Annotated in this window: 9 protein-coding genes; 3 read left to right on the top strand and 6 right to left on the bottom strand. The window is 64.5% G+C overall.

Annotation, left to right across the window (positions count from 1 at the left end; genetic code table 11):
- Positions 1-4: 4 nt before the first annotated feature.
- Together ACVOMC_RS09780 and ACVOMC_RS09775 are read right to left on the bottom strand one after the other, a co-directional pair.
- Complete coding sequence (locus tag ACVOMC_RS09780; RefSeq protein ID WP_054656741.1) at positions 5-403, bottom strand: type II toxin-antitoxin system VapC family toxin; 399 nt, start codon at positions 401-403, stop codon at positions 5-7.
- Positions 400-633 carry an AbrB/MazE/SpoVT family DNA-binding domain-containing protein gene (locus tag ACVOMC_RS09775; RefSeq protein ID WP_054656740.1) on the bottom strand — a complete coding sequence of 78 codons (234 nt, stop codon included), beginning with the start codon at positions 631-633 and terminating at the stop codon, positions 400-402. Before ACVOMC_RS09775 ends, ACVOMC_RS09780 begins: the two co-directional genes overlap by 4 nt.
- 274 nt (positions 634-907) lie before the next feature.
- Between ACVOMC_RS09775 and acnA the strand changes: the two genes are divergently transcribed.
- Positions 908-3,673, top strand: a complete 2,766-nt coding sequence (gene acnA, locus ACVOMC_RS09770; RefSeq protein WP_481523785.1) for an aconitate hydratase AcnA — start codon at positions 908-910, stop codon at positions 3,671-3,673.
- Between the two features lie 79 nt (positions 3,674-3,752).
- Here the strand turns inward: acnA and ACVOMC_RS09765 are convergent, their stop codons facing one another.
- Positions 3,753-4,172, bottom strand: coding sequence for a Cif family virulence factor (locus ACVOMC_RS09765; RefSeq protein ID WP_481523784.1), 420 nt, complete (start codon positions 4,170-4,172; stop codon positions 3,753-3,755).
- A gap of 144 nt (positions 4,173-4,316) precedes the next feature.
- Between ACVOMC_RS09765 and rpfB the strand changes: the two genes are divergently transcribed.
- Positions 4,317-5,999 (top strand): fatty acyl-CoA ligase RpfB, encoded by a 1,683-nt coding sequence (rpfB, locus tag ACVOMC_RS09760; RefSeq protein ID WP_481523783.1) that lies wholly within the window; start codon positions 4,317-4,319, stop codon positions 5,997-5,999.
- 154 nt (positions 6,000-6,153) lie between these two features.
- Positions 6,154-7,020: a crotonase/enoyl-CoA hydratase family protein gene (locus tag ACVOMC_RS09755; RefSeq protein ID WP_481523782.1), complete on the top strand. Its 867-nt coding sequence runs from the start codon at positions 6,154-6,156 to the stop codon at positions 7,018-7,020.
- Here the strand turns inward: ACVOMC_RS09755 and ACVOMC_RS09750 are convergent, their stop codons facing one another.
- The 3 genes from ACVOMC_RS09750 to lysS form a co-directional block, all read right to left on the bottom strand.
- On the bottom strand, positions 7,021-9,201 hold the full coding sequence (locus ACVOMC_RS09750) for a response regulator (RefSeq protein ID WP_481523781.1): 2,181 nt from the start codon (positions 9,199-9,201) through the stop codon (positions 7,021-7,023).
- Between the two features lies 1 nt (position 9,202).
- Positions 9,203-10,264 carry a cyclic di-GMP phosphodiesterase response regulator RpfG gene (rpfG, locus tag ACVOMC_RS09745; protein WP_425478280.1) on the bottom strand — a complete coding sequence of 354 codons (1,062 nt, stop codon included), beginning with the start codon at positions 10,262-10,264 and terminating at the stop codon, positions 9,203-9,205.
- Positions 10,265-10,523: 259 nt separating this feature from the next.
- Positions 10,524-12,044: a lysine--tRNA ligase gene (gene lysS, locus ACVOMC_RS09740; RefSeq protein ID WP_481523780.1), complete on the bottom strand. Its 1,521-nt coding sequence runs from the start codon at positions 12,042-12,044 to the stop codon at positions 10,524-10,526.
- Positions 12,045-12,131: the final 87 nt, after the last annotated feature.

The raw sequence follows: 12,131 nt of genomic DNA, 5'->3' as shown, positions 1-12,131 counted from the left end.
GGGATCAGGCTTGCGGCACGATCAGCTTCAAGCCCTTGAAGTAATCGCGGTAAAACGTGTCGTTCCAGGTGATCAGCCCGTCGCACTGCAACAGGGCATGGGCACCGACCATGAAATCGTCGATGCGGCGGGTATCGCCGCTGCGCTGCCGGTGGCGGCGGTGCATCTCGCCGGCGCGCAGCGCGGATTTGGCTTCCAGCGCGTTGAAATGGACGCCCATTTCCTCCAGCGCTTCCTGCACCTCGGCACCGCCACGCAACGAGGCGCAGATCTCGGCGAGGGTTGTCCCGCAGATGACCACCCGGCCACCGACCAGCGCCTGCCGCAGGCAGGCCTCCACCGCGTCGGCACGCGGGCCGTCGCTGAGCAGTTCGATCAGGACCGGGGAGTCGACGGCGATCATGCGCCGTCCGTCTCGTCGCGGACGGTGCGCACCGCCTGCTCGGCCGATTCAAATCCGTCCAGCGCGAACTTGCCACGCGCGCGGGAAATGGCGTCGTCCACGCTTTTGCGCAGGATGATGCGGCTGCCGTCCAGCTCGACCTTCAACTGGGTGCCCTTGGTCAGGCCCAGTGCATCGCGTACCGCCTTGGGCAGGGTGATCTGCCCGCGTTCAGCTACGGTGGCTTCCATGGGACCTCCAGCAAAGTATGCATGAATTATACATACTTTGACCGGCATACCCCAATCGACCCGCTACCGTCCCGGTCCGTTGCGGCCGGATGTCGCGCTGGGCGCCGTTACATGGCCGCAACATGGCCCTGCCTAGACTGCGGCGGCTGGCAGCGCCCGCCCAATCCGGCTTCGGCCATACTCGGGTACGCATTCACATCACCGGGCGCCGGCCCGGAACGCCCGCGCGGCCCTGCCGCGGCAAGCCATCTGCATGCAACAAGGAGCAAGCCCAATGAACGACTCATTCTCCACCCGCAGCGAGCTGGAGGTTGGCGGTCAGCGTTACACCTACTGCAGCCTGCCCACGCTCGGCCGGAAGTTCGACATCTCCCACCTGCCCTATTCGATGAAGATCCTGCTGGAGAACCTGCTCAGGCACGAGGACGGCGGCCAGACCGTAGGGCCGGAGCACATCGAAGCGGTGGCGAAATGGAAGCCGACGGCGGAACCGGACACCGAAATCGCCTTCATGCCGGCGCGTGTGGTGCTGCAGGACTTCACCGGCGTGCCATGCGTGGTCGACCTTGCCGCCATGCGCGATGCGGTGACCCGGCTGGGCGGCAACGCCGAGCAGATCAACCCGCTGATCCCCTCCGAGCTGGTCATCGACCATTCGGTACAGGTGGACGTGTTCGGCCGTCCGGATGCGCTGGACCTCAACGGCAAGATCGAATTCGAGCGCAACCGCGAGCGCTACAGCTTCCTGCGCTGGGGCCAGAAGGCCTTCGAGAACTTCAAGGTGGTGCCCCCCAACACCGGCATCGTCCACCAGGTGAATCTGGAGAACCTGGCCCGCGTGGTGATGGAGCGCGAGATCGACGGCACCCGCTGGGCATTCCCGGACACCGTGTTCGGCACCGATTCGCACACCACCATGATCAACGGCATCGGCGTGCTGGGCTGGGGCGTGGGCGGCATCGAAGCCGAGGCGGCGATGCTCGGCCAGCCCTCCTCGATGCTGATCCCGCAGGTGGTGGGCTTCAAACTGACCGGCAAACTGCCCGAAGGCGCCACCGCCACCGACCTGGTGCTGACCGTTACCCAGATGCTGCGCAAGTTTGGCGTGGTCGGCAAGTTCGTCGAGTTCTACGGCGACGGCCTGCAGCACCTGCCGCTGGCCGATCGCGCCACCATCGCCAACATGGCCCCGGAGTACGGCGCCACCTGCGGCATTTTCCCGATCGATGCCGAATCGTTGAATTACCTGCGCCTGTCCGGCCGCAGCGAGGCACAGATCGCCCTGGTGGAGACCTACGCCAAAGCGCAGGGGCTGTGGCATGACACCGGCAGCGCGCCTGCGCAGTACAGCGCCACCTTGGAACTGGACATGGCCGAGGTGAAGCCGTCGCTGGCCGGGCCCAAGCGTCCGCAGGATCGCGTACTGCTGGAGGACGTGCACAGCAATTTCGCCGAAGCGCTGAAGGGCCTGATCGCCCACCGCAAACCCCGGGTCGGTTGCGCGGTGGAAGACTTCAAGGAGGAAGGCGGCGCCCAGCCGCAGGCCACCCACCTGGCTGCCAAACCCATCTCGAAGATCCGCATCAACGATGAGGACGCCGAGCTGTGCGACGGCTCGGTGGTGATCGCCGCGATCACCTCGTGCACCAACACCTCCAATCCGGCGGTGATGCTCGGTGCCGGGCTGCTGGCCCGCAATGCCGCGCGCCTGGGCCTGAAGGCCAAGCCATGGGTGAAGACCTCGCTCGGACCCGGCTCGCGGGTGGTCACCGACTATCTTGAAAAGGCGGGCGTCCTGGCCGATCTGGAGAAACTCGGCTTCTACGTGGTCGGCTATGGCTGCACCACCTGCATCGGCAACTCCGGCCCACTGCCCGAAGCGGTATCCGTGGGCATCGGCCAGAACGAGCTGGTGGTGGCCTCGGTGCTGTCGGGCAACCGCAACTTTGAAGGCCGCGTGCATCCGGAAGTGAAGGCCAACTATCTGGCCTCGCCGCCGCTGGTGGTCGCCTATGCCATCGCCGGCACGGTCAACATCGACCTGACCACCCAGCCACTGGGCAAGGGCAGCGACGGCAAGGATGTGTACCTGCGTGACATCTGGCCCAGCAACAAGGAAATCGGCGACACCATCGCCGCCACCGTCGGCCCTGAGATGTTCAAGCAGAACTACGCCGACGTGTTCAAGGGCGACAGCCGCTGGGCGCAGATCGCCTCGCCGGAAGGCCAGGCCTATCAGTGGAATTCGGACTCCACCTATATCAAGAACCCGCCCTACTTCGATGGCATGACCATGCAGGTCGGCAACATCGCCGACATCCACGGCGCGCGCGTGCTGGGACTGTTTGGCGATTCGATCACCACCGACCACATCTCCCCGGCCGGCAACATCAAGAAGGACTCGCCAGCCGGCCGCTTCCTGCAGTCGCGCGGCGTGCAGCCGGTGGACTTCAACAGCTACGGCAGCCGCCGCGGCAACGACGATGTGATGGTCCGCGGCACCTTCGCCAACATCCGCATCAAGAACCTGATGTTTGGCGGCGAGGAAGGCGGCAACACCCTGTATTACGCCCCGGGCAGCCAGAGCGGCGAGAAACTGGCGATCTACGATGCGGCGATGAAGTACAAAGCCGATGGCGTGCCGCTGGTGGTGCTGGCCGGCAAGGAATACGGCACCGGCTCCTCGCGCGACTGGGCGGCCAAGGGCACCAACCTGCTGGGTGTCAAGGCGGTGATCGCCGAGAGCTTCGAGCGCATCCACCGCTCCAACCTGGTCGGCATGGGCGTGCTGCCGCTGCAGTTCCGTGATGGCCAGAACGCCCAGAGTCTGGGCCTGGATGGCTCGGAGGTGTTCGATGTGACCGGGCTGGACGACGGCAAGGCCAAGACCGCGACGGTCACCGCGACCAGCGCCGACGGCAGTACCAGCACGTTCACTGCCAACGTGCTGCTGTTGACGCCCAAGGAGGTGGAATACTTCCGCAACGGCGGTCTGCTGCAATACGTGCTACGCCAGCTGGCCGCGAAGAAAGCGGCCTGATCTTGGCAGGAAGCGCCCGGACAAGGGCGCTTCCTGCCCAGGCGCTGAGGAGGCCTGGGGCGATACGGTGCTGCCCGGCTTAAAGCTCCGGCTCACCTGCCCTCTTCCACGAAGCGCTATACACCTGCCAGCGGTCATCCTCATCGCGCCAGCCGCTGACCACCTCCTGCATTTCGCCGCGCTCGGGTAGGAACCGCCCGCTGCCACCGACCATCAGCACCGTGAAACGCACCGTGGCCGTGCGCATGTCTTCGCCCATCGCCACCGTGACCGGGCCGGTCTGCACCGTCACCCGGTGGTTCAGCAGCAGCTGTGCCTTGAGCAGCCGCTCCAGCCCTGCGCGGTCCAGACCCTCGTTGCCGACGAAGTCCGCCGAAACGGACGCCATGAAGTCCGCAGGCGCCCCCCGCTCCACCGCTTCCTGCATCGCGGCAACCGTCTGGCGCAGCCGCTGCTCGGGAGGCGCCGCCTTGCAGGCGGCCAGTAAAAGCAAAATCAAGACACAAAGCAGGTAATTCGGGGCCGTTCGGGCCATATCTCCCTTCGCCTTTTCCATTCTGGACGGTATGCTGCCGACAACGGCCCGTGTCGCTGACGGCCGGTCGATGTCCAACTAGACCACATCCATTTCCTGGAGGGGAAGATGAATCAGGAACGTCCCTGGCTGCAAAGTTACCCGGCTGGTGTACCGGCCGAGATCGACGTCAACGAGTTCCGCTCCGTTGCAGCAGTATTCGATACGTCTGTGGCCAAGTTCCGTGATCGCCCTGCCTACTCCAACTTCGGCAAGACGCTGACCTACGGCGAAACCGATGCGCTGGTCAGCCAGTTCGCGGCCTATCTGCTGGGCGAGCTGCAGCTCAAGAAAGGTGATCGCGTCGCGGTGATGATGCCCAACTGCCTGCAGTATCCGATTGCCACTTTCGGCATCCTGCGCGCCGGCCTTACCGTGGTGAACGTCAATCCGCTCTACACCCCCCGCGAACTGAAGCACCAGCTGGTCGACGCCGGTGTGGTGGCGCTGGTGGTGGTGGACAATTTTGGCGACACCGTGCAGCAGGTGATCGCCGATACACCGGTCAAGCAGGTGATCACCACCGGGCTGGGCGACCTGCTCGGCTTTCCGAAGGGCGCGATAGTCAACTTCGTGCTGAAGTACGTGAAAAAGATGGTCCCGGATTACCGCCTGCACGGCGCGATCCGCTTCAAGGAGGCGCTCGCGTTGGGCAAGCGCCACCGGCTGCCGGCCGTAGACATCGACCACGACGACATCGCGTTCCTGCAGTACACCGGCGGCACCACGGGCGTGGCCAAGGGCGCCATGCTCACCCACCGCAATCTGGTGGCGAACATGCAGCAGGCCTCGGCATGGATCAGTGGCTCGGGCGTGGAGCCGGGCAAGGAAGTGATCATCACCGCGCTGCCTCTCTACCATATCTTCGCATTGACGGCGAACGGCCTGGTTTTCATGAAGATCGGCGCGCTGAACTACCTGATCACCAACCCGCGCGACATGAAGGGCTTCGTCAAAGAGCTCAAGAACAACCGCTTCACCGCCATCACCGGCGTCAACACGCTGTTCAACGGCCTGCTCAACACCCCCGGGTTTGACGAGGTCGACTTCTCCGGCCTGAAGGTCACGCTTGGCGGCGGTATGGCCGTGCAGCGTTCGGTCGCCGAACGCTGGAAGAAGACCACCGGGGTGACGCTGATCGAGGCCTACGGCCTGACCGAGACCTCGCCGGCCGCCTGTATCAACCCGCTGGATCTGAAGGAATACAACGGCTCGATCGGCCTGCCGATCCCCTCCACCGACGCCTGCGTGAAGAACGACGACGGCCAGCAGGTTCCGGTCGGCGAAGTGGGCGAACTGTGCATTCGCGGCCCGCAGGTGATGAAGGGCTACTGGCATCGCCAGGATGAAACCGACCAGGCCATCGATGCCGATGGCTGGCTGCATACCGGTGACATGGCGCGCATGGACGAGAAGGGCTTCTTCTATATCGTCGATCGCAAGAAGGACATGATCCTGGTCTCCGGCTTCAACGTGTATCCGAACGAGATCGAGGACGTGATCGCCATGATGCCCGGTGTGCTGGAGGTTGCCGCAGTCGGCGTGCCCAACGAGAAGTCCGGCGAAGCGGTGAAAGTGGTCATCGTCAAGAAGGACCCGAACCTGACCGAGGAACAGGTCAAGGAATTCGCCCGCGCCAACCTGACCGGCTACAAGCATCCGCGCATCGTCGAGTTCCGCAAGGAGCTGCCCAAGACCAACGTCGGCAAGATCCTGCGCCGCGAATTGCGGGATGCGCCAGCGAGCACCTGAACCAGGCGAAATCGAGCGAACAGGACAGGGCCTCTCCGGAAACGGAGGGGCCCTTCGCATTTACGGTTGTCAAAGCCCGTGTAGCATCGCCACGTGCCAGCGTTTCGCCCGCCGCCCACGTCCCCTTCAGCGGGCCTTTGCAAAGGACCAAGCCATGAGCCTGATCGAACTGCTGCCTGCAACCCCCTCCTACGCCACCGTCCGCACCCGCAGCGATGCCACCCGCAGCGTGCATTGGCTGCACATGCACGCCGATGCCGCACCGGGCGTACGCCCGTGTTTCCGCAAGCCCCTGATGACGGACATGCACGCCTTCCTGGACAGCATCAGCGCCAAGCAGCCGGGGGAGCCGCGCCGGCTGCAGCACCTGGTACTGGCTTCCGATGCCGATGCCTTCAACCTCGGCGGCGATCTGGATGTGTTCTCAGCCTTGATCCGGGCCCGTGATGCCGAGGGCCTGCTGCGCTACGCCCGCAGCTGCATCGATGGCGTCCACCGTTTCGACCGTGGCCTCAATGGCAACTTCCGCACCATCGCCCTGCTGCAGGGTGACGCGCTCGGTGGCGGGCTGGAGATGGCCCTGTCGTGCCACACCATCGTGGCCGAGGAAGGTGTCGGCATGGGCCTGCCGGAAGTGCTGTTCGGGCTGTTCCCGGGCATGGGCGCCTACAACTTCCTCAGCCGCCGGGTATCGCCGCAACTGGCCGAGCGCATCATTCTGGAAGGCCGCGTCTATACGGCCGAAGAGATGCACGCCATGGGCGTGGTCGACATCCTGGTACCGCGCGGACAAGGCGAGCAAGCGGTCAACGACCTGATCCGCCAGCAGCAGCGCATCCCCCATTCCTGTCTGGCAATGAATGCCGTGCGCGGCATTTCCCACGCGGTCAGCTACCAGGAATTGCTGGACATCACCAAGGTCTGGGTCGAGGCCGCGCTGGCGCTGGACGAGAAGTCGCTGCGCACCATGGACCGCCTGGTCAAGGCACAGACCCGCCGCAGCGGGCAGACCGCACGCTGATCAGCCTGCGGTTTCATCACCCCGGGGGTGCGTGCGCCGTGCCGCGCGCGCATCCAATGCCTGCCGCCCCTCCAGCAGCGCCGCCTGGAGACGGGGCAGGCACTGTGCGCCTTCACTGCGCAACTGCCAGTCGGCCATCGCCATCAGCTCGCCGCCCAGCGCTGCCACCCGGGTCAGGCCCAGATTGCCGGCCACGCCTTTCACCGCATGGGCCTGCTCGCGCATACGCTCCCAGTCACCTTGCTCGCTGGCTGCCCCCACCGCGTCGCTGCAGGTGACAAGATCGGTCATGCACTGGCGTATGAACTCGCGCTCGAAGCCTTCGCCCAGGCCCAGCGCCGCCAGCTCATCCAGCACATCCGGGTTCAACACGTCATCGCCGGTCACCGGCGCTTCGATGACGGTGCGGGTCGCCGGGCTGCGCGTGTCACCTTCGCCTGCGATGATTGCCAGGGTTTCCAGCAGTTTGGCCGCTACCACCGGCTTGGCCATGAACGTGTGCGCACCAGCCTGCGTACAGCGCTGGATCGCATCCGGGGTCACATCGGCACTGAGGATCACGACCGGGGTGCGCGGTCCACCACCGGCCTGCATCACACGCAGCTGCCTGAGCATGTCCAGACCACTCATGCCGGGCATGTGCAGATCGACAATCACCACATCGAACTCACACTCGGTGAGCAGATCAAGGACCGCCTCGGCACCGTTGACGCACTGCACGCGATGACCGGCTTTCTGCAGCATGCGCTGCAGCACCATCCGGTTGGCCTCGTGGTCATCGGCCACCAGCACCTGCAGGCTGGGAACCCGTGCCCGATGGCGCCGGAACGGGTCGGAAAACGAGATGACATTGGGGAACGCCTCGGCGATGGCCTCCGGGCTATCCAACGCGACCGGCGCACGCGCGACGCCCCCGGCCTGCGCCGGGACAAGCGGCACTTCCACCCAGAAGCAGCTGCCGCCGCCCGGGTTGTCCTGGTAGCCGATCTCACCTCCCAACGTCTGCGTCAATCCCTTGGCGATGGCCGTTCCCAGCCCGGTCCCTTCATAGCGCCGGGCCAGGGACACGTCCGCCTGCTCGAACGGCTCGAACAGGCGCGGGCGCAATGACGGGGCCACGCCAATGCCCGTATCCAGAACATCGAAACGGATCCGCAGTGCATGATCGCCCGCTGCCGCCCGCATCGACACCCGGATTTCAACCCTGCCGCTGTCGGTGAACTTCACCGCATTGCCAGCAAGATTGAGCAGGATCTGGCGCAGGTGCGCAGCGTCGCCGTGCAGGCCGTCGGGTACGCCGGTTTCCACGAACACCCGGTAGTCCAGCTGCTTGGCACGCGCTTGAGGCTGGAGAATCAGGCCGATGGACTGGATCAGCTCGGCCAAAGAGAAATCGCGCGCGTCCACGCGCAGCTTGCCGGCCTCGATCGCCGAGATATCCAGCACCTCCTCCACCAGCGCCAGCAGGCTGCTGGCCGATGCCTGGATCGTGTTCAGACACTCGCGCTGCTCATCATCCAGCCGCGTGGTGGCCAGCAGTTCGGTCATGCCCGACAGGCCATTGAGCGGCGTGCGGAACTCATGGCTCATGTTGGCCAGGAACCGGCTTTTGGCATCACTGGCGCGGCGGGCCTCCGCCATCGCCTCGGTCAGCTGCTTCAACAGACTGGCGAAATACAGCGGAATTGCCGCCAATCCCACCAGCAGACCCACACCCAGCCCCAGATTGCGCTGCCAGTAGTCGCTCAGCGTGAGCGTCACCCCGAAACTGAGTGTCGCCATGGCCACTGCAAGCCACAGATAGCGGTTGCCATAGCGCATACCGTTGCCAACAGTGACCCACATCACCACGACATAGATGGGGGCCATCGGTTCGCCGATCGCACTCATCGCGATGGACATCAGCGCATAGTCATCGACCATGCCGAGAATGCGGCGCAGATCCGAACGCGCCGGACGCCACAGCAACCAGCCCATCAGCACCAGCGACAGGCCCTGGGCGATCAGGATCAATGTCACCACCAGCCGCAGCTGCCCGGCTGGCAAGCCCCAGCTCGGGGATGACAACAGCACATAAGCCAGGATCAGCGCGATCAACACGATACGCACGAACGCCTGTGCGTGCTCACTATCGGTGCGCTGCGAAAGCCGCCGCTTCAGCCCGGCGAACACCGCACGCATCTCAGGCTTCCGGTCTCGGGAACGCGGACGAATACTGCGCGCAGACCTGTTCCAGCTCTTCACGCGCACGCAGCAACGCATCGACACAGCGCGGGCAGAACAGACGCCCACGCTGGGCGTACAGATACGCCAGGGTTGCATCCATCGTCCACGCCTCCTTGTATGGCCGCGGCGAGATCAGTGCATCGAACACGTCGGCCACCGCCACGATCCGCGCTTCCAGAGGAATCGCCTCTCCGACCAGGCCATCAGGATAGCCGCTGCCATCAAAACGCTCGTGGTGGCGCAGCGCGATCGTGGCTCCCAGCTGGATGAAGCGGCTGTTGCTGCCGCTGAGCAGCTCGTAGCCGATGCGGGGATGACGTCGCATGACCGCCATTTCGGCCTCGTCCAACTTGCCGGCCTTGAGCAGGATGGCATCGGGAATGGCGATCTTGCCCATGTCATGCAACGGCGCCGCCATCTCGATGGCGCGTGCCTCTTCGGGCGGCAGCCCGAGCTGCTCGGCGATCAGCCCGGCAACATGCGACATCCGCTCCAGATAGGCGCTGGTGCCGGCATCGCGGTATTCGATGGCCCGCGCCAGCCGCGACAGGGTTTCGCGCTCGCGCTCTTCGACCTCGTTCATGCTGGCCAGCAACCGCTGCTCCAGCGACAGCGCCCGCTGCTTCACGCTCTGCCCTTGCTGGCGCAGCTGCAGGAGGTTGTGGCAACGCGCCCTCAGTTCACGGGGGCGGATCGGCTTGACCAGAAAATCGATAACCCCGGCTTCCAGCGCCGCTTGGCGCAGCGGCTCATCACCCACCACCGTAATCAAAACGATGGGAATATCGCGATTGTGCGGGAGCCGCCGCAAGCGCCTGGCGAACTCCAGCCCATCCAGCTCCGGCATGCGGTAGTCCAGCAGCAGCAGATCGGCCTCATGGGTGTCACACCAGGCCAGCGCTTTGAGCGGGTCTGCAAAATCATGCACCCGCAGTTCGGATGCGATGTCCTCAATCACATGCCGAAGCATGGTCCGCGCAGACGTCTGGTCATCGACGATGACGATATCCAAGCCCATGTGGTTGTAGTGTCCGGTGAAACTGCTGTGATCTGGAAGTTGAGCAGCCTCGCAAGCATCGCGGGCTACCTGCTGCATGTCACACGCCATTTTCGCGCTGCCCCTGTGCGGCCTGATCGCTGCAACATATTCGACCGGGCCCGCGCACTGTGCAACATGCCACATCACAGATACGCACCAGCGGCACGGCCAGCGGCTATCGCTGGCCGTCACACTAGACCATATCCATGGACAGGCGTCATGCCTGCCGCGGAATGCCTCAGTTTTCCGGGCGCATGTAGGGGAACAGCAACACGTCGCGGATGGAGCTGCGGCCGGTCAGCAGCATCACCAGTCGGTCGATACCGATCCCTAGGCCGCCGGTCGGCGCCATGCCGTACTCCAGCGCACGGATATAGTCCGAGTCGTAATGCATGGCCTCGTCGTCCCCCCCCTCCTTCGCCTCCACCTGCGCCTGGAAACGCGCCGCCTGGTCCTCGGGATCGTTCAATTCGGAGAAGCCGTTGGCCAGCTCCTTGCCATTGATGAACAACTCGAAGCGGTCGGTATAGCCGGGGCGGGTGTCGCTGGCGCGGGCCAGCGGCGAGACTTCGATCGGATGATCGGTGATGAAGGTCGGTTGGACCAGGGTGTGCTCGACGGTCGCCTCGAAGATCTCCAGCAACAGCCGACCCCAGCCATATGACGGCTTGACCTTGAGCTTGAGGCGTTCGCAATGACGCAGCAGTGCCGCATGGTCGGTGCAATCGGCCAGGCTGATTTCAGGATTATGGTGACGCACTGCCTCATCCATGCGCCAACGACGGAACGGCGCGCCCAGATCGATGCTCGCTCCGTCCCACTCCACGGTGGTGGTGCCCAGCACCTGCTGAGCGACATCGCGGATCACCCCTTCGGTCAAGTCCATCACTTCGTTGTACGTGGCGTAGGCCTCGTACAGCTCCATCATGGTGAATTCCGGGTTGTGGCGGGTGCTGACGCCTTCGTTGCGGAAGTTGCGGTTGATTTCGTACACACGCTCCAGGCCACCAACGACCAGCCGCTTCAGGTACAGCTCCGGTGCCACACGCAGATACAGGTCCAGATCCAGCGCATTGTGATGGGTGGTGAACGGCTTGGCCGTGGCGCCGCCGGGGATGTAATGCATCATCGGCGTCTCGACTTCCAGGAAGTCACGGCTGTCCAGCCAGGCACGCATCGCACGGATGATCTTGGAGCGCTTGATGAAGACCTCGCGCGACTCCGGGGTCACGATCAGGTCCACGTAGCGCTGACGGTAGCGCTGCTCTACGTCGGCCAGGCCATGCCACTTGTCAGGCAACGGACGCAGCGATTTTGTCAGCAGGCGGATGCTGCTGGCCTTGACCGACAACTCGCCGGTCTTGGTACGGGTCAGGCCGCCTTCCACGGCAATAATGTCGCCCACGTCCCAGCCCTTGAAGGCGGCGTAGGCATCGCCCAGCGCGGTGGACTGCAGGAACAACTGGATGCGGCCGCTCTCGTCCTGGATCTGGGCAAAGCTGGCCTTGCCCATCACCCGCTTGGCCATCAGGCGACCGGCCATCTTCACCGTGCGACCGGAGGCTTCCAGCGCCTCGGAGGTCCAGGCCTCGGCGTCGGCAAACTCGGCCTGCAGCGCGCCGGCGAAATCCTCGCGGCGGAAATCATTCGGGTACGCGATGCCCTGCCCGCGCAGCGCCTTGAGTTTCGCGCGACGCTCGGCGATGAGGCTGTTCTCGTCGACGGGAGGCTGCGGCGTTACCGGAGTCTGTTCGTTCATGGCTTTGGTATTCACTTGGGGGAGAGAACAAAGTGCGACGACCAGAGGGTGTCGCCGCACTGTACAGCGATGGAGGGCCCATGCCGG

It is taken from the genome of Stenotrophomonas sp. STEN014, from assembly GCF_056760315.1.
This window is presented reverse-complemented; position numbering and strand designations above follow the sequence as displayed.

What these genes read in the sequence shown, in the direction of transcription:
- ACVOMC_RS09780 (WP_054656741.1), bottom strand. Translation starts at nt 403, where the DNA reads ATGATCGCCGTCGACTCCCCGGTCCTGATCGAACTGCTCAGCGACGGC.
- ACVOMC_RS09775 (WP_054656740.1), bottom strand. Translation starts at nt 633, where the DNA reads ATGGAAGCCACCGTAGCTGAACGCGGGCAGATCACCCTGCCCAAGGCG.
- acnA (WP_481523785.1), top strand. Translation starts at nt 908, where the DNA reads ATGAACGACTCATTCTCCACCCGCAGCGAGCTGGAGGTTGGCGGTCAG.
- rpfB (WP_481523783.1), top strand. Translation starts at nt 4,317, where the DNA reads ATGAATCAGGAACGTCCCTGGCTGCAAAGTTACCCGGCTGGTGTACCG.
- ACVOMC_RS09755 (WP_481523782.1), top strand. Translation starts at nt 6,154, where the DNA reads ATGAGCCTGATCGAACTGCTGCCTGCAACCCCCTCCTACGCCACCGTC.
- ACVOMC_RS09750 (WP_481523781.1), bottom strand. Translation starts at nt 9,201, where the DNA reads ATGCGTGCGGTGTTCGCCGGGCTGAAGCGGCGGCTTTCGCAGCGCACC.
- rpfG (WP_425478280.1), bottom strand. Translation starts at nt 10,264, where the DNA reads ATGGGCTTGGATATCGTCATCGTCGATGACCAGACGTCTGCGCGGACC.
- lysS (WP_481523780.1), bottom strand. Translation starts at nt 12,044, where the DNA reads ATGAACGAACAGACTCCGGTAACGCCGCAGCCTCCCGTCGACGAGAAC.